Raw genomic sequence first — 24513 nt, forward strand, 5'->3', positions numbered from 1 at the left:
TTGAGGGGCTGTTCACAGTTAATTAATGGTTTCGGGAATCACTTTAACTTTTTTCTGCTTTTTCTTTAACCAGCCAAAACGGAGACTGGACACAGAGAACAAGCGGTAAACCGCCGGAATCAGGAGAAGTGTAATAAAGGTAGCAAACAGCAGTCCGGAAATAATGACGGTTGCCATCGGCGCCTGGTAGTTGCCGGAAGTTCCCGAAGCCAAACAAAAATGAAATCTTTCGTGCCGTTTTTCCATACAAAGGATGAGCTTTCAACCGGCTGAAATGTAATGTCAGCCACATCTTTCAAATCAACAAATCCATTTTGTGAGGGGATTGTGATATTCTGTACATCTGTGGCATTTTCCAGCTTCGTATTCCAGCGAAGGGCATCACTGCTGAGTTCTCCCAGTGTGGCTTCGCTGTTAACCTGCTGAATCGCACCGATTACAGCTGCTGAATCCACTCCTTTTTCAGCCAATTTGCTGCGGTCCAATTCAATTAGTACCTCGTGCTCCTGAACCCCTGCAAGCGATACATCCCGGACTTCCGGGAATGCTTCCAGGCGCGGCTCCAGAACTTTAGCAGCAAATGCGGTCATCTCTTCCATGCTGCCGCCGGATACATCCATATAAAATTCATAGCTTTGAGTGGTACCGTACTGACCTGCTGTAACATCTGTAATCGCGGCATTGTCGCCCTTTGCTGCGTTGGCAGCTGCCTCTATTTCATTAAACAGCTCATCGCCCAGCCCTTCATCGAACGTAATTTGAAGTGAGCTCCGTCCGATCGTAGTTGTAGAGTTTACGACTCGACTCCGTCAATCCCCCTGATCTGCTGCTCCAGGGGAATAGTGATTGATCGCTCCACTTCAGCCGCTGCCATCTCCCCGGCGCTGACCTCTACATAGGCGCCATCCATCGTCACAGGCGGCATCAGCTCTTTATCCAAATCCATAATGGAATAGCTGCCGATAGCGAGAATTAATACAGTCATCAGGGCAACCAAAATCTTTCTCTGCACAATCAATTTTAAGAATTTCATTAACATTCTCCTCATATAGGGTGACAGGCACCACCCGAAATTTGTCGAAACAGAGAAATATCCTTGAGAGGGTATTTCTTTTTTTTGTTTCTGAAAACTAAATAGTTTGACAATTACCACGTTTAAAATCATGATAGTAAGTAAAATATTCGAAAGTCGGGGGCAGAAAAAATGGGTTTGCCGAAGGAGAGGCATAACGGATACAGTCAGGCGGAACAAATGGGTTCCTTCATAAGGGATCTGACAGCGGAAAACATTTCATCTGGTATCATTGCAAGCACGCTGGTCATGACGGGGCCGGCACTGATCATCCTGCAGGCGGCGTCAGCAGGGAGATTCACGGATCAGCAGACGATTAACTGGATGTTTGCAGTATATTTTTTCGGAGGTGTCTACAGCATTCTTATGCCGCTTCTATATCGTATTCCCATTACAGGGGGGCATTCGATTACAGGTGCAGCATTTTTGGCGACGGTGACTGCGCAATACTCATATCCTGAGCTGATTGGCGGGTATGTGATGTCCGGGCTGCTGATTTTTCTGGTAGGCATTTCAGGCTTGTTTACAAAAATCATTGGCTGGGTTCCGAAAGAAGTGATCGCCTCCATGCTTGGCGGACTTGTTGCCGGGTATGTCGTGAAGCTCGTGCCTGCCATACAGGAAATGCCTGTTGTCGGAGGAGCGGCGTTAGTCAGTTTTCTGCTTTTTACGAGATATGTGAAAAAGTTCCCTCCTGTGCTCGCAGCAGTTGCGGCTGCCTTTGCCGCATTGTTTTTAACAGCCGATGTACATCCGGCCAAAGAGATAGCGTATTTTCTGCCGTCTATTGAGATGCCCGAATTCAGCTGGATGGGGGTCGTAACCATTGCCCTCCCGCTCGCGATGCTGATTCTGAGCAATGATGCAGCACCAGGAATCGGGGCATTGGGAAGCGAAGATTTCAAGCCCCCTATTCGGAAAATTGTCTCATCAAGCGGCGTCTTCTCCGTAATCACCAGCTTCTTTGGCGGACAGTGTGCCAATATCGCCGGCATGATGAGCGCCATCTGTGCCGGACCGGATTCTGGGCCGAGGGAGAAAAGGTATATGGGAGCAGTGGTGTCAGGTGTAATTACGATTGTGTTCGGCATTTTCGCCTGGAAAATCGTGCCCTTTATCCAGTCGCTTCCGCAGGCATTTGTCTCACTGCTCGCCGGGTTCGCTCTGATTGGCGTCCTGCATTCCAGCCTGCAAACAGGCTTTTCCGGAAACCGGTACAGGTTAAGTGCCCTCGCAGCCTTCATCGTCACTTTATCAGGCGTGAGCTTTCTTCATATCAGCGCTCCTGTTTGGGGGCTTGTTGCGGGGGCGGTATTGGCGCGGACAATAGAGAGGCAGTTGGATAGTTTGTCAGAAAAATAGATAGGTTGAATAATAATAGATTGTAATGACATTCACCAGTCTATTAGAAAGGAGAACTGCTATGACTATCATGCAGGATAAGATCTCAAGGCTCTTGGAAATTAATCGCAGTTTAACCCAGTCTCTTGAACTGGAGGAAATTCTAAAAAGGCTGGTACAAGCAGCCTTTGATTTAGTAGACCATGCAGATACCACCATTCTTTACACATTAAAGGAAGATGGATTATTGCATTTTTCCAGCGGGGTCGGGGTGGAGACAGGATTTATGAGCCAGGTGAAGTTTGAGCCGGGTGAATCCTTGACGGGGCTGGTATTTCTGACTAAAAAGGGCCTAATTGCATCAGGAAATGAGTTCAGGGAGCATATGAGCCGTATGTCTGAGACAAATTATGTTCACTTTTTTAATGGAGTCTACCGGCGTGAAGTGAAGAGCGGTATCGTCGTCCCATTGGTTTATAAGGAGAATTGCATTGGCGTGCTTGTGGTGGATAACTTCGACAGGGATGTACAGTTTACTGAAGCCGACTTTCAAGTGCTGGAGGTGGTGGCAGACCAGGCGGCAATTGCCATCATGAACTCGAAGCTTTACGAAGAAGTACGGCGAAAAAATGAGGAATTGAGCCAATCCCTTGATATCCACCGGAAATTTACGAAGATCCTGCTGGAGGGAAGGGGGACTTCGTATATCCTGGATACCATCAGTCACATTTTGGGCTCCCCTGTAATATTTGCAGAGTCAGCAATAAATCCATCGAGTTCTTTTCCAATCATAAACTCCAACGAACTTTTCGGATATTTCCTTCTTGATGAGCCAGTTGAACGTTTGACCAATATCCAGAAAGCAGCTCTTGAACATGCTGCAACTGCTTTGTCACTGGAGTTTGTCAGGCAGAATACGCTTTTTGAAAAAGAGATGCATCTAAGGGAAGAGGCCTTTCATGATTTGATCAATGGCGGACGTCTGAATGAAGGAATTCTGGAAAAGTTCCGCATGAATAAGAAAAGCAGCATCGCCTGTATGATGGTGGACTGCAAGTCCGGTTTTCTATGGGATGCAGCCTCCATCCTTCAAAAAGAAAAGCTCATCCGATCGATTGAGCAGATCATTATGAAATACTGTGAAACCTCAATCGTTTTTACGAAATCAAACCAAATCATAGCTCTCCTGGTGAATGGACGGAAAAAGTATGACCAATCTCTTGCTGATGCTATTCAGAAAAAAGTGAACAGAGCTGTCATAGGTTTGGGCAGAGAGGTTGCCTTAACAGATATGACAGATACCTATCAGGAAGCTGCCGGAGCCCTATCATTTGCTAAAAACCATCAGCACAAAACCTATATCACTTATTCTGAGCTTGGTGCTGAAAGACTGTGGCTCAACACCGACCGCAGCTTGCTGAAAAAAATTGTCTCCGATAAAATTGGCTCTCTTTTAAAAATGGAGCCAGACTATTTGAAAACGATGCAAATCTTTCTGGCACATAATCAAAGCCATAAACAAACAGCAGAAGAGATGCATATCCATCCCAATACCCTGGCATACCGGCTGAAAAAAATTGAGAGCGAACTGCAGCTTGATTTTTCCCGGAAAGAAGATTGGATTACAGTTGTCCTGGCCTTCCAGGTTTTCGACTTTTTAAACCCTTAATTGGGGATTGCCACAAAGAAGGAGAGGAATATTTGTTTATCGGCACGTGTACATAGAATATTCGAAATATTATAATAATCTCAGCTTAAGCGATAAGGGGAGATTGGATGAGTACAGAGGTTAATAGCCAGAAAACTGCGTTCTGGAATACTGGTGCAGAAACTTATTACAATTACATCGGAGGGGAATGGGTTCCTTCTGTGACAGGGGAAACGTATCCCAGCTTGAATCCTGCCCATATAGATGAGGTACTGGGTTACTTTCAGAAGTCGAATGAGGTTGATGTGCAAAAAGCAATTGAAAGTGCAAAGAGGGCTTTTCCCGAATGGAAAAATACATCTCCAATCAGCCGGGGGGACATCCTTTTTAAACTGATCTTTCTCATCCAGCAGGAAAAAGAGGAATGGGAAGGCGATGGAGCAAGGAAAGGGCAAGCTTGATTCTTCTGCTGTGTGCGGATCAATCTAGTAATCTTTTAAACTAGGGGGGGAAACATGAAAAATGAAAAGACAGAAATTTTAAAAGATTGGCGCTTGCATGCCGTTGTGCTGGTTCTGGTCGCGGCTACCGAAGCGATTGGACAGATCAGCTTTAAAGTAGGCGCAGGAGTTATTCTGCTGCTGCCTATGCTTTATGCTTTTTTTCTGGGGCTGGGTCTTTACTTCACTCCGCTTATTAAGGAGAAACAGGCTAAAAATGCAGAGCCCCTCATCGTGCTTGGGGTTACTCTTTTAATTGCAAAAATTGGCGTAACGATTGGGCCGCAAATCGAGGCAATCATTGCGGCGGGGCCGTCATTATTGCTTCAGGAACTTGGTAACCTGGGAACGATCTTATTTGCACTGCCAGTGGCCATTTTTCTTGGCTTTAAAAGAGAAGCCATTGGCATGACCCACTCGATTGGCCGGGAGCCGAACGTCGGGCTGATTATGAATAAATACGGATTTGATTCGCCAGAAGGCAGAGGAGTAATGGCTATTTATATTTTCGGTACTGTGTTTGGTGCTGCCTTCCTCGGATTGATTTCCGGATTCCTGGCGACCATTACCCCGCTCCATCCGCTGTCTTTTGCGATGGCATCAGGGGTGGGAAGCGGCAGCATGATGGCGGCCGCCAGCGGATCGCTCGTCGCTGCCTTCCCTGAAATGGAGGCGCAGATTGTTGCCTTCGCAGGCGCCAGTAACCTGCTTTCACTTTCAACAGGCCTGTATGCCAGTATTTTTATTGGATTGCCTCTTACTGAGAAGCTGTACAGCATCATGATGAAACGCAAAGAGAAAAAGGCTTCGGACAAAGGGGGAGATATCCATGCTTAAAAATATCACTGAATGGTTTTTGATATTGGCGATTTTTGGTCTTTCAGCGCTGATCGGAAACTGGGTAGGCTACGATATCCTGCCGTCTGCAGCCATTCCAGGCATGCTTGTATTAATTGTCATCAGTGTGCTCGGGCTGATTCTTGAAAAAGTGCTGCCAGGCAATATCCCGAGCGTCGGATATATCGGGATTATCGGAATCATCGTTTCCATTCCAGGAGTACCAGGATCTGAATATGTTGTCGAATGGACAACCCAGGTCAATATTTTGGCTCTTGCTACACCGATTCTCGCTTATGCAGGGATCTCGATCGGAAAGAACTGGGCTGACTTTTCCAAGTTGGGCTGGAGAAGCATTATTGTCGCAGTCTTCGTGTTCTTCGGAACCTTCATCGGATCTGCAGTAATTGCCGAGATTATTCTGCGGATGCAGGGAATTATTTAATGATTTGCGGCCTGGCAGGTGGATATCTGCCGGGTTTTTTGCTCTGAATCAGTCATAAAGTCATTATTTTATAACTGTTTCTAAAGATATCGGCCGCTTTAACAGATTTATCGGCCAGATTAAAAATTTATCGGTTACTTTTTTGATATATCGGTCAAAATTCTATTTTATCGGTCAGTTTTCCAATATTTCGGTCACTTCGCGCAGAATCAACATTTCAGTAATCTCACAGTGTCAATAGTATCTCAACAAAATTAGAAAGAGTGAAACCCATGAACCTTTATGAACAGTTAGTAAAAGATTATGACAAGGAACTAACCCACTCGGGTGTAAACGGCGAAAGATTGGCCTCAAGACTTGATGAGCTTTCAAGGATAGGCCTAATGGACAGCGGCGGGGTGACCCGCCCGGGCTATTCTGCCGAAGAGAAAGAAGCGAAAGAGCTAGTAATCAAGTGGATGAAAAACGCTGGTCTTACTGTGACTGAAGATGGAGCAGGAAATGTATTCGGCAGATTGGAAGGCAAAACAGCAGGACCCTCAATCGCTTCAGGTTCTCATGTTGACAGTGTTCCAAATGGCGGGCACTTTGATGGGCCGTTAGGGGTTCTCTCAGCATTGGAAGTTGCCGAGTCATGGAGAGAAACGGGATTCATACCTGAGAAGCCGTACGAGATTGTTATTTTTTCAGATGAAGAGGGTTCGAGATTCAAGAGCAGCTTAACAGGCAGCCGGGCGTTTATGGGTCAGCTGAAGCCGGAGGAAATGGATAGCCTGCATGATGAAAATGGCAAAACGTTTCGGGAGGTGTTGAGCGAATATGGCAGCAGCGCGGAAGAGTGCTTAAAGGCAGGAAGAAACGGGCGTGAATTCGAAACCTTTGTGGAAGTCCATATCGAGCAGGGAAAGGTGCTTGAAAGAGAGAATCAGCCAGTTGGAGTGGTAAAAGGCATTGCAGGTCCAGCCTCTCTGGAGGTTACGTTTACAGGAGAAGCCGGCCATGCGGGAAATACGCCAATGGCTGGACGCAGAGATCCCTTAGTGGCTGCCTCATTATTTGTAGCAGCCATCGAGAATTTTCCAAAGCAGATCAGTGATACAGCTGTTGCCACTGTCGGAAAGCTGAACGTGCATCCGAATGGCTTTAATGTCATCGCACAGGAAGTAATATTAACAGTGGATATCCGGGATATTTTTGAAGAAACCCGTGATCAGCTGCTTGATCTAATTAAGACTGAAGCGGTGAAAATTGCAGAGGAACGAGGTATTGATGTGCAAATGAACCTGAATGCCAAAATTAAACCTCTGCCAATTAGTGAAATTCTGCAGGCTGGTATTGCAGAATCTCTGACTAAGTTTAATATTAATCCTGTTTACATCCCGAGCGGAGCAGGCCATGACACCATGATCGTCGGAACAGAAGTGCCGGCCGCCATGCTGTTCGTCCGCAGCAGGGATGGCATCAGCCATAATCCGCGGGAATGGACGTCATTAAATGACTGTGTATATGGTGTACATGTTTTGAAACATTTTGTTGAAGGGCTTATGAAAAAATAGAAAAGGAGCAATCTGCATGATTATCCGCCACATTACCCCAGCAGACGCCCAATCCCTGGCAAATCTAATTACCCAAGTAGAAAACGAATCAGACTACATGCTATTTGAGCCAGGTGAAAGGCAGACATCAGCCGAGGCGCAGCTTAAGAGAATTGAAGCCATTCAAAAAGTAGACCATTCGGCCATCATCATCGCGGAACAGAATAACAGATTGATAGGCTTCGTAATGGCCGTCGGCGGTGCTGCAAAGAGAAACCGGCACTCAGCCTATCTGGTTGCAGGCATTATCAGGGAACACAGAGGCCGGGGCATCGGCACTAAACTGTTTGAAGAACTGGAGCGCTGGGCGCGTGAACACCATATCCACAGGCTTGAGCTTACAACAGTTATTCACAATCAGGCAGGTGTCACCCTCTACAAAAAGGCAGGATTCCAGATCGAAGGCACCAAAAAACATTCGCTTATGATAAACGGCGAATTTGTGGATGAATACTATATGGGTAAGCTGCTATAACAGAAAGGCCACTCCTTTTAAAACAAGGGGAATGGCCTTTTCTTCAGGTCTAAACCCTGATGGCACTTCAGAAAGAGAGAAAAAGGGTATCGGCGAGTTTGAGTCCCAACCCGGCCCAACTTCAGACACAGAAAGCCGAAATACGACAACCAGAGTCCGAACCAGCCCAAACTTCAGACAGAGAAATCCCAAACTCCGTCGGCAGAGTCGGAACCCAGAGTTTCCGACAAGAAACCCACCCCCGCCGTCCTCCCCCTCTTAATAAAATGAACCTCCAATCCCCACAAGGTAAATTTTCCTATTTTCATTTCATAAACCACCGTATTCTCAAGGAATCTAGCATATAACTCCACTAAACAAAAAGAAAAATCAGAATTTTAATTGAATTCAAAACGTGTAATCTTATATACTTGTAATACAAGTTTGAAAAAGCGCTTACATAATTAACTGGAAAGGGAGGATTTTATGATTCAAAAAAAGTGGAAGATTATCATATCTGTTCTGACACTTGTCTTTATTGCCATTGTTGGCGTGCGGACAGCGGCTGAGAACAAGGATAAAAAATTCGTTTCCGTTGCGACCGCTTCAACAGGAGGTACATATTACCCGATTGGGGTAGGAATGGCTAATATCTGGAGCAGCCATTTAAAGGGTGAGAAAATCCAGGCAAGCGGCCAGTCCTCTGCCGGATCCATTGAAAATATCGAACTTCTGCGTGAAGGGGAAGCACAGCTTGCCATTCTTCAGGGGTTAATTTCGTCCCAGGCTTATGCCGGAGACGACTCTTTTGAAGGAAAGCGCTATGAGGATCTGCGCACAATCTCCATGCTCTGGCCAAATGTGGAACATTTCGTGCTGATGAACAATAAGATCAAAAGCGGAACTATCGACGATATAAAAGGAACACAATTTTCTGTTGGGCCGCAGGCCAGCGGCACGGAGCAATCCACAGTCGTGATGATGGATGGTCTCGGTCTTACGAAAAAGGATATTTCTCCTGAGTATCTTGGCTACAGTGACACGGTTTCCGCGATGCGTGACGGGAGATTGGATGGAGGTTCCCTTCCGGCAGGTATCCCGATTTCCGCTGTAACAGATATGTATGCAAGTAATGTCAAAGCATCGATCCTGGAAGTAACTGATGAGCAGCTGGATGCCATCAATGCAGTATCGGACAGCTGGTACCGTTATGTGATTCCTGGAGGCACTTATCCTCGGATTGACGAAGATATTAATACCATTGCCCAGCCGAACCTATTATCCACAACTAAAGAAATGGATGAAGAAACGATCTATATTTTAACCAAAACGCTTTATGAGAATCTTGATGAAATGTATGAGGTTCATAGCTCTGCCAAGGAAATGACTCTCGAAACGGCCCTTGATGGCGTATCTGTGCCATTGCATGCCGGAGCCTACAGATATTTTAAAGAAGCAGGCCTTGATATACCTGAAAATCTAATTCCGCCGGAAGCGAAATAAAGGAGGGAAAAGAATGACAAAATCAACAAGCGAACCCATTGTACAGCCAGCTGATCTTGATAAAGAAGCTGGCGGCGGCATGCGGCTGCTGGAGGGCCCATACAAAAAAGCGGCTGCCATCATTGCTGTATTGTTTTCTGCTTTTGCCATTTATTCCAATGGATTATCCAATATTCAAGAGATTTATAGAAACCTGATTTTCCTGGGCATCCTTTTGGTAATGACTTTTTTCTATTATCCTGCCGGAAAGTCTTCCAATCAAAAAAGGTTTACAGCCCCTGATTATGTTTTTGCGGCACTTGCGATTGCAGGTCTCGGGTACCTGCTCCTGAATTACACAACAATTCATGTGGACCGGGGCTCCCAGCCGATTATGATCGACTATGTCTTTGGAGCCATTACGATCATCGTTCTCCTTGAAGCTTCGAGGCGTGCTGTTGGGATCTTTATTCCTATCCTGTGCGGAGGCGCTATTGTATATGCCTTGTTTGGCACCTACTTCCCGTGGATCTTCGGACATGCCGGCTTTTCACTGGAACGCCTGCTGTACCGTCTTTATATGACGACTGAGGGCGTGCTGGGATTAACGCTTTCGACGGCATCTACGTTCATTGTCATGTTCGTCCTCTTTGGTGCCTTCCTGTCTGTCAGCGGTGCCACCCAGCTTTTCAATGATCTCGCCCTTGCCATTGCAGGCAGAAAGCGCGGTGGCCCGGCTCAGGTTGCGGTCATTTCCAGTGCGCTGACAGGGTCTTTGAGCGGAAGTGCGGTTGCCAATGTTGCGACAACAGGAGCTTTTACGATTCCTTTGATGAAATCCATTGGCCTTAAGCCAAAGTTTGCCGGTGCAGTAGAGGCGGCTGCTTCAACAGGCGGAATGATTATGCCGCCGATTATGGGCGCTGCGGCCTTTATTATGGCCGGTTTCCTTGGAATCTCTTATACGACAGTCATCCTGGCAGCGATCATTCCAAGTTTTCTATACTATATTGCTTTGATTTTTGCCATTGATATTGAAGCGAAAAAGCAGGGCCTCAAAGGCATCAGCAAAGAGAATATTCCGGATGTCGTCCAAATCCTGAAGGAACGCGGGGTTCTCCTTATCCCAATTATCGTTGTTATCACCACACTCTTAATGGGAAAAACAGCCCTGTTTGCCGGATTTGCCGGGATCGGCGCTGTCATCATTGCGAGCTGGCTGGCAAAAGATAAATCTTCCAGGATCACGATCACTAAAACTATTGAAGCTTTCATTGAAGGCGGAAGAGGAACGATTCAGGTCGGGATTGCCTGTGCCGCCATCGGAATCATCATCTGCGTTGTCACCATGACGGGAATTGGATCTACATTAGCTTATAATATTGTCGAATTAACGGGCGGTCAGCTTTGGCTGATTTTAATCGTCGTCATGCTCACTTGCATCGTTTTAAGCATGGGGCTTCCATCAACAGCACTTTACATCGTCGTTGCCGTTACAGCAGCTCCTGCCCTTGTAGAAGCTGGCGTTAACCCGATCGCGGCACACTTCTTTGTGTTCTGGTTTGGTGCATTGTCCAATATTACACCGCCTGTGGCATTGGCATCTTATACCGCAGCAGGACTGGCCGGCGCCAATGCGATGCAGACATCATGGGAAGCGCTTAGAATCTCACTGCCGGGCTTTATCATCCCATTTATGATTGCCTATAACCCTATCATTCTGCTTCAGGCAGCAGAGGGAGAAACGATATCCATTTTATCGGTAGCACTTGTGGTCATCACAAGCACATTGGGCATTTACGCCCTGGCAAGTTCACTTGGAAACTACTTGAATGCCAAGCTGACGATTGTTGAAAGAATCCTAATGTTTGCAGGGGCTTTAATGCTGATTAAACCTGGCATGATCACGGATATTGCCGGACTCGGACTTTGCGTGTTTGCGATTCTCTTCCATATCATCAGAGTAAAGAAAAGCAGTTCAGTCGAAATCACCATATAAGGAGCTAACATCCATGAAAATCGAACGGAAAAAAATCTCGGCCCAGGTGCTGGATCAGCTGAAGGAAATGATAAAGATCGGCAAGTTCCCGCCAAATGAGCCGATGCCATCCGAGAATGAACTGGCCAAACGATTTGGCGTCAGCCGTGCGCCTGTTCGAGAAGCATTGAGCGTGTTATCTGCCAGCGGAATCATTGAGTCCAGGCAAGGCGGCAGAAGCTTCGTTAAAGAGGTTAATATGGCAGACATGCTTGGTTCGTTAGCGATTGAATACATTCCCGTGGAACAGGTATTTGAGCTATTGGAAATGAGGATGGTTATGGAGACACAGGCAGCAGCAATTGCTGCCTTGCGTCGTGATGAGGACGACCTGAAAAATATGAAAATGGCACTTGATCAATTTGAAATCACACTGACGAACCCTGAAGCAGTTGGCGACCAGGCTGACGTGAATTTTCATAAACACCTGATTGCAGCAACGAAAAATCGCTTCATGATACAGGTAATGGAAAACATTGATGATCTGTACCGAAAAGCAATTGCGTTTTCCCTTCAGAAAAACGTGGGTCTTCCGGCAAAGCGCGAGCAGGTATTTCAGGAGCATATGAGCATTTTTACGGCTATAAAAGAACGTGATGAAGGAAAAGCAGCAAAGGCGATGCAAGTTCATCTTGAGAATGTGACAAATAAATTGAAGGTGAACGAAAGGGAAGGAAAGAAGGTGCCGCTGTGATCACCGAACAGATTGTTGAACGGCTTAAAAGCATCATGGGATCAGAAAAACGCATTCTGCTTGAAAAAGCGGACCTGGTTTCTTATTCATACGACGGCTCATTCGGAGCCTATATTCCAGAGATCATACTGCAGCCGATTTCGGCAGAGGAAACGGCTGGTATTGTAAAGCTCGCCAATGAACTGAAAATTCCCGTCTATCCAAGAGGCAGGGGTACGAGTCTGAGCGGAGGTCCGCTCCCTGTCCACGGCGGGATGGTCCTTGATTTTTCCAGATGGACTCAAAAGCTGATCATTGACCCGGAGGATACCGTTGCGATTGTATCTCCAGGTGTTATTACTGCTGATATTGACCGTGAAGCACAGCGGCATGGGCTGATGTATCCGCCAGACCCAAGCAGCTCCCATGTTTCCACAATTGGAGGGAATCTCGCTGAAAATGCAGGCGGGCCACGCGGTTTAAAGTACGGAGTAACAAAAGATTATGTGCTGGGGCTGGAGATTGTAACGCCGGAAGGGAAGATTATCCGGACAGGCGGCAGGACGGTCAAGAATGTGACCGGCTATGACCTGACAAAGCTGATTGTCGGATCGGAAGGGACACTTGGCATCATCACAGAGGCCATCCTTCAGCTGATACCAAGACCGCAGGCCACTCAGACGATGATGGTTATTTTTGATGACATTATTGATGCTGGAAAAGCGATATCGGCGGTACTCACATCAGGCATCCTGCCATCCAAAATGGAAATCATGGACCAGGCTTCGATCCAGGCGGTGGAAGAGTTTCAGCCGATCGGGCTCCCGACAGATGTAGATGCCATTATCCTGATTGAGCTTGATGGCCATCCAATCGCCATCAGGGATGAAAGCGAGCAGGTGAAGCAGGTGTGCCTGGAAGTTGGGGCGAGAGAAGCCATTATTGCCAGGGATGAAGAATCTTCTGGGAATCTTTGGAAATCGAGAAAACTTGTTTCGCCGGCCATCGTCAGGAAAAAGCCTACGAAAATTTCCGAAGATGCCACCATTCCAAGAAGCAAGATACCTGAGATGTTCAGAAGGCTTCAGGAAATTAAAGCAAAATATGAAATCGACTTAGTCGTATTCGGCCATGCGGGTGATGGAAATCTGCATCCGAATATCATAACTGATAAGCAGGATAAAGAAGAAATGAAGCGCGTGGAAAAAGCGGTGGAGGAGATTTTTACGGCAGCGATTGAATTGGGAGGAACCCTCTCAGGTGAGCATGGAATCGGGACAATGAAGGCACCGTTTATGGAAATGGAGCTTGGTGAAGCAGGGCTGGACATGATGAAACGAATGAAAAAGGCTTGGGATCCAAACAACATTATGAATCCGGGCAAAATTTTTCCCGAGACAAAAGGACAGAGGCTGGTGTTAGTCCATGACTAGCCAGCTCGCCTATAAAGAAACGTTTGACTGTGTCCAATGCGGCTATTGTCTTCCTGCATGCCCCACATACGTCAGCATGGGGAAAGAAAGGCACTCACCAAGGGGCCGGATCAATCTTGTGCAAATGGCGGCGGAAGGAAAAATAACCATCGATGAAATTACCGAATCGCTGGAGCTCTGCCTTGGCTGCCGCGCCTGTGAGACGGCATGTCCAACCAATGTTCAATACGGCAAAATCCTCGAGTCTTTTAAGCAAGTAAAGAGGGCCGGCGCACCAGCTCCTTTCATGGAGAACATGGCTCTGCAAAAAGCATTGCCCAATAAAAAGCTGCTCGCATCCATGAGAGCTTCACTTCGGGCCTATCAGAAAACAGGCATGGATTCGATCGCCCGCAAAAGCAAGGCGCTCAGCATTCTTCCAGAACAGCTTCGGGCTTTTGAAGAGATCGCTCCGGCTGTGGAAATGCCAAATAAACAGCTGAGAACAGGCATCCTTCTGCCGGAGTGCGAGCCGAAAGCCCGTGTTGCTTTTTTTACAGGCTGTATTATGGATGTGTTTTTTGCCAAAATCAATGACCTCAGTATCAAGCTGCTTCAGCATGCCGGGTGCGAAGTCACCGTAATCAAGGAACAGACCTGCTGCGGGGCGCTGCAGAACCATAGCGGAGATACGGGAACATCCAGGAAATTGGCGAAGGAAAATATTGCGGCTTTTGAAAAAGGGAACTTTGATTTTGTGGTTAATGCGATTGGCGGCTGCGGTGCGATGCTCGTTGAATATGATCACCTTCTCGCAGAAGACCCGGAATGGGCAGAGCGTGCCAGGGTGTTCGCACAAAAGAATAAAGATGTAAGTGTAATATTGAACAAACTCGGAATCAATTTCAGCCGGGAACTCTCAGGTGCTGTGACCTATCAGCCATCCTGCCATTTGTTAAATGTGCAGAAGGTGGCGGATGATCCCGTTCAGCTCCTTGAAAGCATACCAGGCATTACATATGTTCCGCTTCCGAAAGGGGATATGTGCTGCGGATCGGCCGGAATCTATAATATTGTTCACTATGAAGAGTCCATGGAAATACTCGACGCCAAAATGGAACATGTCCAAAAAATATCGCCTGATACCATCGTCACGTCCAACCCTGGCTGCCATCTGCAGATGTGCCTCGGGGTTAAACGCGAGGGGCTTGAAGAGAAGGTGCGAGTTGTTCATATCATTGAATTACTGGCAGAAGCCTGCGGAATTGATCATAAATAAGAGAAAGGGTGGAGGAGCATGTATGATTACATCATTATTGGCGGGGGCATTGTCGGCCTGTCAACAGGAATGGAGCTGCTGAACCGGTTTCCATCAGCAAAAGTGGCCATCCTGGAAAAAGAAAGCCACGTAGCGGCCCACCAGACGGGCCATAACAGCGGAGTCATCCATTCCGGAATCTATTATAAGCCTGGCAGCTATAAAGCCAGGCTTGCCAAAAAAGGCAGTGAGTCCATGACAGAATTTTGCCGGAAGCATGGGCTTGAAGTGGATATCTGCGGGAAAGTCATTGTCGCGAGCGAAGATTTCGAGCTGCCGCTTTTGGACGATTTATATCAGCGCGGGCTGGACAACGGCCTTGGAATACGCATGATTGACCAGTCGGAGCTGCACGAAATCGAGCCCCATGTGAACGGAAAAAAGGCCATCCATGTGCCAATGGCCGGCATTGTCAACTATAAGCAGGTTTCGGAAAAAATGGCGGAGATCATTACAGCAAGAGGCGGGGACATCCTGCTGAATCATAAAGTTCAGGCGATTGATGAAAATAATCAGGAAGTTATCGTTCAGACCAGCAGGGGAGAGGTAAGGGGGGCTTACTATGTAAACTGCGGCGGCCTGCAGTCCGACCGGATTGCCAAGCTTGCCGGATTGAAAACGGATGTCAAGATAGTGCCATTCAGGGGCGAGTATTATATGCTCAAACCGGAGAAAAGCAGCCTCGTCAAAAATCTGATCTATCCTGTGCCAAATCCAAACTTCCCTTTCCTTGGTGTCCATTTTACCCGCATGATTAATGGAGCCATTGATGTTGGCCCAAATGCTGTTCTAAGCTTTAAGCGGGAAGGCTATAAAAAGACGGATCTGAATGTGGCAGACCTTATGGAGGTTATGGCTTATAAAGGCTTCTGGAAGCTCGCAAAGAAATATATGAAAGAGGGAGTGGAAGAAATGATCCGCTCAGCATCCAAAGAGCTTTTCATGAAAAATGTCCAGAAGCTTATGCCTGACATCCAGAAGGATGATATTGTTCCCGGGCCTGCCGGTGTCAGAGCGCAGGCCCTGAAGGACGATGGCTCATTAGTCGATGACTTTTTCATTGTGCCGAGCAAGCGCTCCATTCATGTTTTAAATGCACCATCTCCAGCCGCGACGGCGTCCATAGAGATTGGAAAAGAAATAGTCAGGAAGATGGACGGAATGTTTAAAATGGAATCAGCCGTTTAAGTTATTGGAGAATAATTCAAAATCCCCTGAACCATAATATGGAAGAAAGGGGATTTTTACATGAAAGCAACTACAGCGATCAGGCTGCTTCACTTGGTCATTCCTTGGCTGACCATATTTTTTCTGCCTAAAAAGTCATTCAATAAATTTTCAACCGTTTCTGTTTTTGCAGGTATTTTAGTGTTAATTTTAAGCACACTGGCCATCCCCTTTAAATGGTGGACTGTGGAAGGGGGGCACTTCAAGAAACTGCTTAATGATCTAACCTTTATACTGGGTCCATTTTTTATCGGGACTCTTTGGATCTTCCATTTCACCTTCGGCAGTTTCAAGAAGTACCTGGCAGTAAATGCAATCATGGATCTGACATTTGCATACCCGCTAAATTACTTGTATCAAAGGTTTAACTTATACAAGCTTGTAAAATTCAAGCCCATTCATATTTTCCTGTTCTTCACCTCTTACGCATGGATTATTTACGGGTACCAGGAATTCTTTCATAGAAATCACAGGTAAAAAAAGCCGTTTCCATCAAGGAACGGCTTTTCATCTATCAGCATTCTCCATTATGACACTCGACTCCGATCACACGGAAGCCATTTGCGTCCAGTTCTTTCTTGATTTTATTTAAAGTTTCTTCTGTCGTATCCTTTGGCAATGTAAAAAGGATCCGGCGGATCAGGCTGACATGGAAGTTGGATGAATCCAATGAGATGACTCCCTGGATATCGCTATATTTACTGATAATACTGCTTATCTTTTTCAATGTTCCCTGTGTGCCATAGCTTCCCACAGTCAGCGTATAGCTTCCGCGGTTCAGTCCCCATGCTTCTTCCAGCAGTTCCAGTACGGCCGCATGTGTCAGCAATCCGACAAACTGCCCCTGATCATTTTCAACCGGCAGATAAGGATATCTCTTCAGAGTGAAAAAGGCTTTCATGAACGAGTCATCCTCATCAATTATGGTCTGCTGGTCTTTAGCCAGAACTGTAATCGGTTCATCCAGTGAATGATTCTCTTTATATTCTAAAATATCAACCTTATAAATATTGCCGGCAAATTTTATATGTGCGGCATCCAGAATAGGGACACAGCGGTAGCCAGTTTCATTTAAAAACTGCAGCGCCTGTTCCAAATTAAAGGTTTCATCACAAAACCGAACATCTTTTTTCTCAACCATTTGATGGCGAATCAGCATACGAGCATCCTCCTTTACCCCTAACCTTCTCTATTCTATGCCGGTGCCTTTTCGGCAATGATAAGAAATTAAGTGAATCCCCCTACGAAAACTTGTAAAATAAGAAAAAGCCATCATCATGAAAGGTGCTGAAAAGAACGTGGAAAGTATTACAGTTGTATCGCTGCTGGATGTAATTGGAGAGCTGTTTTCCGATGAGATTTCCATAGCGGTTTCCAATACGAGTGAATATATCTATTACCGGCCGAGCAAGCGCATCGATTTGAAAATCAGGCCGGGGGACATGGTAAAGGAAGGGACCATCGCCTATAAGGCTTTAGGGGCACAGCAAAGAGTGTCGGAGTTTATTGACCGCGATGTATTTGGTGTTCCGTATCACGGCATGGCCGTGCCATTTTTGCATGGCGGAAAGCTTGAAGGCTGTGTAACCGCGATTTTCCCGGCTTTGACGGACGGAAAATCGGTTGTAACGATGAAAACGAATGATGGCTGGATTCCGATTTCTTTTTCCGATGTTGTCTACCTTGAGGCAAAGGATAAGAAAACCTATGTACATACTGGCAGCAATTCAGGCACCCATAAATACTCGCTTCAGGATTTTGAGTATTCGCTGCCGAAGGACAGTTTTATCCGCTGCCACCGCTCATTCATTGTAAATGTCAATCATATCAAAGAAATCTTTCCTGATACCCATTCCACCTTTCTCCTTGTCATGAAAAACGGGGACCGGGTGCCTGTCAGCCAGTCCTATTCCAGCTATTTCAGGAAATTGCTCGGTTTTTAGAAAATTCTTTCTGTTTCAGCTGTGAAATTTGCTGTTTTATCGGAATTTTCCGTAAGATAACCGGAAAATTCCTGGCACCCTCTTTATCCGGGTAGAATGATTACATATATCTTGAGAGGGGATGAGCATCATGGAGAAACGTTTAGAACGGATTCGCGACAGCCGCCTGCATGACCGGGTAGTTACACCGGAAGAAGCAGCATCCTGGATACAGGATGGCATGACTCTGGGGCTAAGCGGCTTTACACGTGCGGGTGACGTGAAAGCGGTGCCATTCGCGCTGGCCGGTCGTGCCCAGCATGAGAGCTTTAAAGTGAATGTCTATACGGGGGCTTCTTTGGGATCTGATGTGGATAAGCTTTTTGCTGAAGCGGGAATTTTAGGAAAAAGGCTGCCATTTCAGGCCGATCCGACCATGAGAAAAGGGATTAACCAGGGGGATTTCCTGTTTGTCGATCAGCATTTGTCCCACACGGCAGAGCTTGTGCGCGCCAGTGTAATGGATCCTATTGATTTCGCTATTTTGGAAGCGGTTTCTATCTCGGAGGATGGGCTGATCATTCCGTCTACTTCTATCGGAAACTCGCTGTCTTTCGCGGAAAATGCCAGATATATCATTGTTGAAATCAATTTGGCCCAATCGACACAGCTGGAAGGGCTGCATGATTTATACGAACCTGGCAGGCAGGGGGAGAGGAATCCGATTCCGCTGACGAAAGTCGACGACCGTATTGGTGCTTCGGGAATTAAAGTGGATTTGGATAAGGTGAGGGGGATCGTATTCACGAACCAGCAGGACTCCCCTTCCACGATCGTGCCGCCGGATGAAGAAACCGCCATCATGGCACAGCATTTGCTTCAGTTTCTACGCGGGGAAATTGCAGCAGGCAGGCTGACAAATAGCCTTGCACCGCTGCAGTCGGGCATTGGTTCGGTGGCGAATGCTGTGCTTCATGGAATGCTTGATTCTGAGTTTGAGAATCTGGAAGTCTATTCAGAAGTACTGCAGGATGCGGTATTTGATTTGATGGATGCCGGAAAGGTGAACTTTGCGTCCTGCTGTTCTATCACTCTATCGGATGACAAAATGAAAGAGGTTTTCACGAACTTTGACCGGTACAGGGACCGTTTAATCATGCGTCCGCAGGAGATTTCCAACCACCCTGAAATCACCCGCCGCCTCGGCTTGATTTCAATCAATACAGCCTTGGAGCTTGATATCTATGGAAACGTAAACTCCACACATGTCCTTGGAACGAAAATGATGAACGGGATCGGCGGATCCGGTGATTTTGCCAGAAATGCGCGCCTGGCAATCTTCGTGACGAAATCCATTGCCAAAGACGGCAAGATTTCAAGCATCGTCCCATTCGTCTCCCATGTCGACCACACCGAGCATGATGTCGATGTCATTGTGACAGAACAGGGCTATGCGGATCTGCGCGGGCTGGCTCCAAGGCAACGCGTGGAGTTGATCATCGAGAATTGCGCACACCCGCTTTACCGTGACCAGCTTCGCGAATATTACCTAGAAGCCCTCACAAGAGGCGGCCAGACACCGCACGTATTGGAAAAGGCCCTCTCCTGGCACACAGACTTTGCCAAAAATGGAACCATGCTAAAAGAAACATCGGCAGCTGCTGCTGCTCAGTGGAGTTTCTGCTAAAACAGATGGTGACAGGCACCTATACCACTTCATCCAAGTGGTATAGGTACCTGTCACTTTTAATGTTACAATGATAGCTATACTAACAAAATGATTGGGTGAATTTATGAGTAATGCTATCAAATTAATTGCGGCTTCTAAATATAAGAATAGTTTTAGGGATGGCTATCCGCTTGTGACGGAGGAGTCGGTGCAGCGTATTCCGAAGGGAATCGAAGAGGGTGCGGTCATTGAGCTGACTGATGAAAGCGGGCGGTTCATCGGCAAAGGATATTATGGAAAGCAGAATAAAGGCAGGGGCTGGTTACTGTCGCGAAATCCTCAGGAAACCTTTGATGAAGCATTCTTTGCGAAGAAGTTCCAGGAAGCGTTAAGGAGACGGGAAGCTCTTTTCCGTGATCCCGATACAACCGCCTTTCGGGTTTTTAATGGAGAAGGAGACGGAATCGGAGGCATCACGATTGATAATTATGATGGCTTTTATGTGATCAGCTGGTACAGCGAAGGCATTTATACGTTCAGGGATACGGTGATTCAGGCATTCATGAACAGTACTGATGTAAAAGGATTGTATGAAAAGAAACGGTTTGCTGTAAAAGGCACCTATATAGAGGATGATGATTTTGCAGCAGGAGAACGTGCCTCTTTTCCGCTGATGGTGAAGGAAAATGGCATCAGCTTTCCCATTTATCTGAATGATGGCGCCATGGTTGGTGTATTCCTTGACCAGAGGCATGTCCGGAAGACAATCAGGGATAAATATGCGGAAGGAAAAACGGTCCTGAATACGTTCTCTTATACAGGCGCTTTCTCAGCAGCTGCCGCATTAGGGGGAGCAGAGAAAACAACCAGTGTCGATCTTGCCAACCGCAGCAAAAGCAAAACCATTGAAATGTTCAGCGTCAACGGCATTGATTTTGAGGCACAGGATATCATTGTAGAAGATGTGTTCAACTACTTCAAATACGCCGTGCGGAAGCAGCTGACATTTGATATGGTCATCCTGGATCCTCCAAGCTTTGCCCGTTCCAAAAAGCATACATTCAGCGCCAGAAAAGATTATCCGGAGCTGCTCGCTCAGGCCATTCAGATCACAGAAAAGAACGGAATCATTGTGGCATCATCAAACTGCAGCACATTCAACATGAAAAAGTTCAAAGACTTTATCAAAAAAGCGTTTGCCCAAACAGGGGAACGCTACAAAATCCTTGAGGAATTCACCCTTCCTGAAGACTTCCGCACCATTAAAGAATTCAAAGAAGGAGACTACCTTAAAGTAGCATTCATACAGAAGCTGTAACAACGGGTGACAGGCACCTATACCACTTCGGCCAACTGGTATAGGTGCCTGTCACCTTTTTATTCATATTTAGCCCGCAGTTCCTTCATCTCTTCCACCAGATTCTTCCCGATTTCCTGTGAAAAGTCCTCATAGACCGGATCCAGCACAGCCTGCCATTCCTGTTTTTCTTCCGGTGTGAGCTCATGAATCTGAATGGAGGATTTCTGCCTGATAGTTTCAAGCAGTTCTTCGTTCATGTCAAAAGCCATCCGGCTGTTCCATTCAGTTGTTTCTTCCATTGCCTCGAGCAGAATCTTCTTTGTTTCCTCACTCTGCTCATTCCAGACCTTCCTGCTCATCATCACTGCATATCCAAGATAGCCATGATTGCTGATTGTCATATGCTTTTGCAGGTTATAAAATTTCTTTGAGTAGATGTTGGAAATCGTGTTTTCTTCACCATCCACATCGCCTTCCTCCAGCAGCTTGTAAGTGGAATTGAAGGAATCCTGAATAGCCTTTGCGTTCAGGCGGCTGAATTGGGCCGATATCACATTACTTTGCATGATACGGAAAGATTGCCCTTTCAGATCCTCCGGTTTTTGAATGGGCCCCTTATTAGAGGTGATCTGCTTAAAGCCATTCGGCCAGTGGGCGAGCCCTTTAATGCCGTCCCCCTGAAGAGAATCCAGCAGCCGCTCACCGATATCCCCATTCAGGCCTTCCAGAGCCGCTTCACGCGAAGGGAAAGCGAAAGGCAAGTCCAGCACGCCCCATTGCGGGGAAAGCATGCCCAGCTTGGAGGTGGAAGGGGCAATAAAGTGAACCTGCCCTTCCTTAAGCGCATTAATTTCTTCAATATCAGAATAAAGGCTGCCGTTTGGAAACACTTCTATTTTAATATGGCCATCCGATTTTTCTGCGACAAGATCTGCAAACTTTTGGGCGGCAAGGCCCTTCGGCGTATTTTCAGCCACCACATGGCTGAACTTAAAGACAATTTGATCCTTGAGCCCTTCCTGGTCATCATCGTAGGGAATCTCTTCTCTTGGAAAAAAGCTTTGATAGCCAAAGAAGGCTGCCAGCAGCAAAAACATGCCTGCAAGGAGAATATAGCCTGCGGCGCTTTTCATTTGAATCCTCCTTTTTAAAACTAATAATGTTATCATACTTACAAGAATTCTATCCGTAAAGACAGAAGGGAGGGACCCCTTGTGAATCAGATGCCCATCCGCTGGAAGATTACCATCCTGTCTTATGCCGTCGTAATTTTTTCCCTATTGATTGGCGGAATGGTCGTGATTGCAAACATCCAGGAGCAGGAAGAAAAAGAACTGAGGATACGGTCGATGAATACAGCGAGAACGGTGGCAGAGCTGTCAGATGTGAAAAAAGGTATCCTGCAGCCGCAGGGCTGGAAGACGGTTAACAAAGTTGCAGAGGAAATCCGGATTATCAATGAAACCGACTATATCGTGATCATGAATATGGAGCGTATCCGCTATTCCCATCCGGTTCGGGACCTGATCGGCAGGCCTTCATCAGGTGAGGATGAGAAACCTGCTTTTGCTGAGCATATTTATTTTTCCAAGGCTGAGGGAGACGTCGGCACCTTTATACGAGCATTCATACCGATCAAGGATGAAAGCCTCAATCAAATCGGTGTGGTTGTTGTCGGCAATAAGATCCCTTCGATTACGGAGATTATTACAGATCTGGCAGATGAGATCAGCATCATTGTGCTTTTGACGCTCATATTTGGACTGATCGGTTCTTTAATGCTCGCCAATCATATAAAAAAGCAGATGTTCCAGCTGGAGCCCCATGAAATCAAACGGATGCTGGAGGAAAGGACAGCCACTTTCCACTCGATCAATGAAGGCGTCATTGCAATCGATAACCAGGAAAACATTACGATTTTCAATGAAAAGGCAAAGAAAATTTTTAATGTATCAGGCAAAGTCGCAGGTAAAAAGATTAGGGATGTGCTAAAGGACACAAGGCTTCCGGAAATTGTAGAAAGTAATCGAGCTGTCTATAACGAACAAATCATTGTAAGCGGAAAGGTCATCCTGAGCACCAGAATTCCCATCCGGAAAGAAAATGAAAAGATCGGAGCTGTGGCCATCTTCCAGGACCGCACGGAAGTTACGAAGCTGGCCGAAGAGCTGACAGGCGTAAAAAGCTTTGTTGAGGCGCTCAGGGTGCAAAACCATGAACACATGAACAAGCTTCACACCATTGCCGGATTGATCCAGCTCGGGAAAGCAGACAAAGCACTCCAGCTGACGTTCGATGCGTCTGAAGAGCAGGAAAATCTCTCGAATTTCCTCAGCGATAAAATCAGGAACGATGCCATTGCAGGCTTATTATTAAGCAAAGTGCGGCGCGGAAAGGAATTGGGCATCACGGTGGTCATCGACCCAAACAGCAATCTGGATGAGTTTCCAAACCGCCTGGATCACCATGACTTTGTTTTGCTGCTGGGCAATCTGATTGAGAATGCTTTCGGGGCTTTTGAGCATAGTGAACGTGATGATCGAAAAATTGATATCAGCATTGAACAGACCGAGGAGATTTATGCGGTACTGGTGGAAGATAACGGCAGCGGGATAGAGGAAGCGATATTGCCGAAACTGTATGAAAAAGGATTTACCGCCAATAAGTCAGGCGGGACTGGCTACGGGCTTTACCTTGTCAAACAAATTACGGAAAAAGGCGGAGGAGCGATCGAGGTTTCAACTGGCAGGGATGAAGGAACTTCTTTTACGATCACTTTTCCGATGGAAGCGGAGGGAGAATCATATGGCGGTTAATGAAGAAATCAGTGTGCTGCTGATTGAAGATGACCCAATGGTCCAGGAAGTGAATAAAGAATTTATTGCAAGTGTGGAAGGATTTAAAATCATAGCGGCAGCCGGAAATGGGGAGGATGGCATCAGCCTTGCGAAAAAGCTGAAGCCTGACCTGGTGATTCTGGATATTTTTATGCCGAAAAAAGATGGCATTCAAACCCTGCAGGAATTCAGAAAGCAGCACCTCGATTCTGATGTCATCGTTGTTTCCGCTGCAAAGGATAAGGAAACCATTAAGCTGATGCTTCAAAACGGCGCCAGGGATTATATTATCAAGCCATTTAAGCTGAACAGGATCCAGCAGGCTCTCGAAAAATACCGCCATTACAGGGAGAGCCTGAAGGAATCGGGCACCCTGTCACAGGAGCAGCTCGATGCTCTGATTTATGCCAAGCAGGCGAAGAAGGTAGAAAACGTATTGCCGAAAGGGCTGAATGAATTCACCTTAAATGAAATTACCGCTTTTATGAAACAGCAGACTGAACCCCGCTCTGCCGAAGAAGTCGCGAACGGCATCGGCATTGCCAGAGTCACCGCCCGCCGTTATCTTGATTATCTTGAAAAAAGCGGTGCGATCCGGCTGGATGTGCAGTACGGGGGAGTGGGCAGGCCTGTTAATCGGTATGTCATCGTTTAGCTTTTTTCCCTGAGACCAAAATGAACAAAACATCCGTTATGACCATAAACTTCTACCTTTTATCTGAAAACGCTATCATTTCTAATAG

Annotated in this window: 24 protein-coding genes; 19 read left to right on the forward strand and 5 right to left on the reverse strand. The window is 46.5% G+C overall.

From position 1 onward, the window contains the following. Positions 1-18: 18 nt before the first annotated feature. The 3 genes from BFI01S_RS22950 to BFI01S_RS24315 are packed head-to-tail and all read right to left on the reverse strand — an operon-like array spanning position 19 to position 1033. A complete protein-coding gene (locus BFI01S_RS22950; protein WP_169799733.1) occupies positions 19-177 on the reverse strand; it encodes a hypothetical protein in 159 nt (52 codons plus the stop codon). Further along, entirely contained in the window at positions 120-779 is a 660-nt protein-coding gene (locus tag BFI01S_RS22340; protein ID WP_338136090.1) for an efflux RND transporter permease subunit, read from the reverse strand. Before BFI01S_RS22340 ends, BFI01S_RS22950 begins: the two co-directional genes overlap by 58 nt. 14 nt (positions 780-793) lie before the next feature. After that, positions 794-1033, reverse strand: a complete 240-nt coding sequence (locus tag BFI01S_RS24315) for an efflux RND transporter permease subunit (protein ID WP_061791898.1) — start codon at positions 1031-1033, stop codon at positions 794-796. A 171-nt stretch (positions 1034-1204) separates the two neighbouring features. On the opposite strand from BFI01S_RS24315, the gene BFI01S_RS06615 reads away from it, so the two are divergent. The 14 genes from BFI01S_RS06615 (at position 1205) to BFI01S_RS23310 (ending at position 16519) form a co-directional block, all read left to right on the forward strand. Beyond that, entirely contained in the window at positions 1205-2434 is a 1230-nt protein-coding gene (locus BFI01S_RS06615) for a benzoate/H(+) symporter BenE family transporter (RefSeq protein ID WP_061791899.1), read from the forward strand. 61 nt (positions 2435-2495) lie between these two features. Continuing rightward, positions 2496-4082: a helix-turn-helix domain-containing protein gene (locus tag BFI01S_RS06620; RefSeq protein WP_061791900.1), complete on the forward strand. Its 1587-nt coding sequence runs from the start codon at positions 2496-2498 to the stop codon at positions 4080-4082. A gap of 107 nt (positions 4083-4189) precedes the next feature. Continuing rightward, positions 4190-4522 (forward strand): aldehyde dehydrogenase family protein, encoded by a 333-nt coding sequence (locus BFI01S_RS06625; protein ID WP_061791901.1) that lies wholly within the window; start codon positions 4190-4192, stop codon positions 4520-4522. A gap of 54 nt (positions 4523-4576) precedes the next feature. Further along, positions 4577-5398: a DUF3100 domain-containing protein gene (locus BFI01S_RS06630; RefSeq protein WP_048010783.1), complete on the forward strand. Its 822-nt coding sequence runs from the start codon at positions 4577-4579 to the stop codon at positions 5396-5398. After that, a complete protein-coding gene (locus tag BFI01S_RS06635; RefSeq protein WP_048010782.1) occupies positions 5391-5843 on the forward strand; it encodes a hypothetical protein in 453 nt (150 codons plus the stop codon). Before BFI01S_RS06630 ends, BFI01S_RS06635 begins: the two co-directional genes overlap by 8 nt. A gap of 272 nt (positions 5844-6115) precedes the next feature. Next, positions 6116-7399 carry a M20 family metallo-hydrolase gene (locus BFI01S_RS06640; RefSeq protein WP_061791902.1) on the forward strand — a complete coding sequence of 428 codons (1284 nt, stop codon included), beginning with the start codon at positions 6116-6118 and terminating at the stop codon, positions 7397-7399. 16 nt (positions 7400-7415) lie between these two features. Then, positions 7416-7913 carry a GNAT family N-acetyltransferase gene (locus BFI01S_RS06645; protein ID WP_061791903.1) on the forward strand — a complete coding sequence of 166 codons (498 nt, stop codon included), beginning with the start codon at positions 7416-7418 and terminating at the stop codon, positions 7911-7913. 465 nt (positions 7914-8378) lie between these two features. Then, complete coding sequence (locus BFI01S_RS06650) at positions 8379-9395, forward strand: TAXI family TRAP transporter solute-binding subunit (protein ID WP_061791904.1); 1017 nt, start codon at positions 8379-8381, stop codon at positions 9393-9395. Positions 9396-9408: 13 nt separating this feature from the next. Continuing rightward, a complete protein-coding gene (locus tag BFI01S_RS06655; protein WP_061791905.1) occupies positions 9409-11373 on the forward strand; it encodes a TRAP transporter permease in 1965 nt (654 codons plus the stop codon). A gap of 13 nt (positions 11374-11386) precedes the next feature. Beyond that, a complete protein-coding gene (locus BFI01S_RS06660; RefSeq protein WP_061791906.1) occupies positions 11387-12106 on the forward strand; it encodes a FadR/GntR family transcriptional regulator in 720 nt (239 codons plus the stop codon). Beyond that, positions 12103-13518: an FAD-binding oxidoreductase gene (locus BFI01S_RS06665; protein WP_082804481.1), complete on the forward strand. Its 1416-nt coding sequence runs from the start codon at positions 12103-12105 to the stop codon at positions 13516-13518. Before BFI01S_RS06660 ends, BFI01S_RS06665 begins: the two co-directional genes overlap by 4 nt. Continuing rightward, positions 13511-14776, forward strand: a complete 1266-nt coding sequence (locus BFI01S_RS06670; RefSeq protein ID WP_061791907.1) for a (Fe-S)-binding protein — start codon at positions 13511-13513, stop codon at positions 14774-14776. Before BFI01S_RS06665 ends, BFI01S_RS06670 begins: the two co-directional genes overlap by 8 nt. 18 nt (positions 14777-14794) lie before the next feature. After that, positions 14795-16003 carry an L-2-hydroxyglutarate dehydrogenase gene (gene lhgD, locus BFI01S_RS06675; protein WP_061791908.1) on the forward strand — a complete coding sequence of 403 codons (1209 nt, stop codon included), beginning with the start codon at positions 14795-14797 and terminating at the stop codon, positions 16001-16003. Positions 16004-16063: 60 nt separating this feature from the next. Continuing rightward, entirely contained in the window at positions 16064-16519 is a 456-nt protein-coding gene (locus BFI01S_RS23310; RefSeq protein WP_061791909.1) for a hypothetical protein, read from the forward strand. 37 nt (positions 16520-16556) lie between these two features. On the opposite strand, the gene cbpA is transcribed toward BFI01S_RS23310, so the two are convergent. Next, on the reverse strand, positions 16557-17201 hold the full coding sequence (cbpA, locus tag BFI01S_RS06685) for a cyclic di-AMP binding protein CbpA (RefSeq protein WP_061791910.1): 645 nt from the start codon (positions 17199-17201) through the stop codon (positions 16557-16559). A gap of 118 nt (positions 17202-17319) precedes the next feature. On the opposite strand from cbpA, the gene BFI01S_RS06690 reads away from it, so the two are divergent. The 3 genes from BFI01S_RS06690 (at position 17320) to BFI01S_RS06700 (ending at position 20951) form a co-directional block, all read left to right on the forward strand. Beyond that, positions 17320-17985, forward strand: coding sequence for a LytTR family DNA-binding domain-containing protein (locus tag BFI01S_RS06690; RefSeq protein WP_206700539.1), 666 nt, complete (start codon positions 17320-17322; stop codon positions 17983-17985). A 130-nt stretch (positions 17986-18115) separates the two neighbouring features. Beyond that, entirely contained in the window at positions 18116-19651 is a 1536-nt protein-coding gene (scpC, locus tag BFI01S_RS06695) for a succinyl-CoA:acetate CoA-transferase ScpC (RefSeq protein ID WP_061791911.1), read from the forward strand. Between the two features lie 106 nt (positions 19652-19757). After that, positions 19758-20951 carry a class I SAM-dependent rRNA methyltransferase gene (locus BFI01S_RS06700; protein ID WP_061791912.1) on the forward strand — a complete coding sequence of 398 codons (1194 nt, stop codon included), beginning with the start codon at positions 19758-19760 and terminating at the stop codon, positions 20949-20951. Positions 20952-21010: 59 nt separating this feature from the next. Here the strand turns inward: BFI01S_RS06700 and BFI01S_RS06705 are convergent, their stop codons facing one another. Beyond that, positions 21011-22066, reverse strand: coding sequence for a TRAP transporter substrate-binding protein (locus BFI01S_RS06705; protein WP_061791913.1), 1056 nt, complete (start codon positions 22064-22066; stop codon positions 21011-21013). A 90-nt stretch (positions 22067-22156) separates the two neighbouring features. On the opposite strand from BFI01S_RS06705, the gene BFI01S_RS06710 reads away from it, so the two are divergent. Next, positions 22157-23749, forward strand: a complete 1593-nt coding sequence (locus BFI01S_RS06710) for an ATP-binding protein (RefSeq protein WP_206700543.1) — start codon at positions 22157-22159, stop codon at positions 23747-23749. Beyond that, positions 23739-24425 (forward strand): response regulator, encoded by a 687-nt coding sequence (locus BFI01S_RS06715; RefSeq protein WP_061791915.1) that lies wholly within the window; start codon positions 23739-23741, stop codon positions 24423-24425. Before BFI01S_RS06710 ends, BFI01S_RS06715 begins: the two co-directional genes overlap by 11 nt. Positions 24426-24513 lie beyond the last annotated feature (88 nt).

It is taken from the genome of Cytobacillus firmus NBRC 15306 (genome assembly GCF_001591465.1).
GTDB lineage: Bacteria > Bacillota > Bacilli > Bacillales > Cytobacillaceae > Cytobacillus > Cytobacillus firmus.

Excerpts from the sequence above, each read along its gene's own strand:
- scpC (WP_061791911.1), top strand. The coding sequence starts at position 18,116 with ATGGAGAAACGTTTAGAACGGATTCGCGACAGCCGCCTGCATGACCGG.
- BFI01S_RS06655 (WP_061791905.1), top strand. The coding sequence starts at position 9,409 with ATGACAAAATCAACAAGCGAACCCATTGTACAGCCAGCTGATCTTGAT.
- cbpA (WP_061791910.1), bottom strand. The coding sequence starts at position 17,201 with ATGCTGATTCGCCATCAAATGGTTGAGAAAAAAGATGTTCGGTTTTGT.
- BFI01S_RS06640 (WP_061791902.1), top strand. The coding sequence starts at position 6,116 with ATGAACCTTTATGAACAGTTAGTAAAAGATTATGACAAGGAACTAACC.
- BFI01S_RS23310 (WP_061791909.1), top strand. The coding sequence starts at position 16,064 with ATGAAAGCAACTACAGCGATCAGGCTGCTTCACTTGGTCATTCCTTGG.
- BFI01S_RS22950 (WP_169799733.1), bottom strand. The coding sequence starts at position 177 with ATGGCAACCGTCATTATTTCCGGACTGCTGTTTGCTACCTTTATTACA.
- BFI01S_RS06690 (WP_206700539.1), top strand. The coding sequence starts at position 17,320 with ATGAAAGGTGCTGAAAAGAACGTGGAAAGTATTACAGTTGTATCGCTG.
- BFI01S_RS06635 (WP_048010782.1), top strand. The coding sequence starts at position 5,391 with ATGCTTAAAAATATCACTGAATGGTTTTTGATATTGGCGATTTTTGGT.
- BFI01S_RS06630 (WP_048010783.1), top strand. The coding sequence starts at position 4,577 with ATGAAAAATGAAAAGACAGAAATTTTAAAAGATTGGCGCTTGCATGCC.
- BFI01S_RS06625 (WP_061791901.1), top strand. The coding sequence starts at position 4,190 with ATGAGTACAGAGGTTAATAGCCAGAAAACTGCGTTCTGGAATACTGGT.
- BFI01S_RS06670 (WP_061791907.1), top strand. The coding sequence starts at position 13,511 with ATGACTAGCCAGCTCGCCTATAAAGAAACGTTTGACTGTGTCCAATGC.
- lhgD (WP_061791908.1), top strand. The coding sequence starts at position 14,795 with ATGTATGATTACATCATTATTGGCGGGGGCATTGTCGGCCTGTCAACA.
- BFI01S_RS06705 (WP_061791913.1), bottom strand. The coding sequence starts at position 22,066 with ATGAAAAGCGCCGCAGGCTATATTCTCCTTGCAGGCATGTTTTTGCTG.
- BFI01S_RS06660 (WP_061791906.1), top strand. The coding sequence starts at position 11,387 with ATGAAAATCGAACGGAAAAAAATCTCGGCCCAGGTGCTGGATCAGCTG.
- BFI01S_RS06650 (WP_061791904.1), top strand. The coding sequence starts at position 8,379 with ATGATTCAAAAAAAGTGGAAGATTATCATATCTGTTCTGACACTTGTC.
- BFI01S_RS06615 (WP_061791899.1), top strand. The coding sequence starts at position 1,205 with ATGGGTTTGCCGAAGGAGAGGCATAACGGATACAGTCAGGCGGAACAA.
- BFI01S_RS06645 (WP_061791903.1), top strand. The coding sequence starts at position 7,416 with ATGATTATCCGCCACATTACCCCAGCAGACGCCCAATCCCTGGCAAAT.
- BFI01S_RS06710 (WP_206700543.1), top strand. The coding sequence starts at position 22,157 with ATGCCCATCCGCTGGAAGATTACCATCCTGTCTTATGCCGTCGTAATT.
- BFI01S_RS06715 (WP_061791915.1), top strand. The coding sequence starts at position 23,739 with ATGGCGGTTAATGAAGAAATCAGTGTGCTGCTGATTGAAGATGACCCA.
- BFI01S_RS24315 (WP_061791898.1), bottom strand. The coding sequence starts at position 1,033 with ATGAAATTCTTAAAATTGATTGTGCAGAGAAAGATTTTGGTTGCCCTG.
- BFI01S_RS06700 (WP_061791912.1), top strand. The coding sequence starts at position 19,758 with ATGAGTAATGCTATCAAATTAATTGCGGCTTCTAAATATAAGAATAGT.
- BFI01S_RS06620 (WP_061791900.1), top strand. The coding sequence starts at position 2,496 with ATGACTATCATGCAGGATAAGATCTCAAGGCTCTTGGAAATTAATCGC.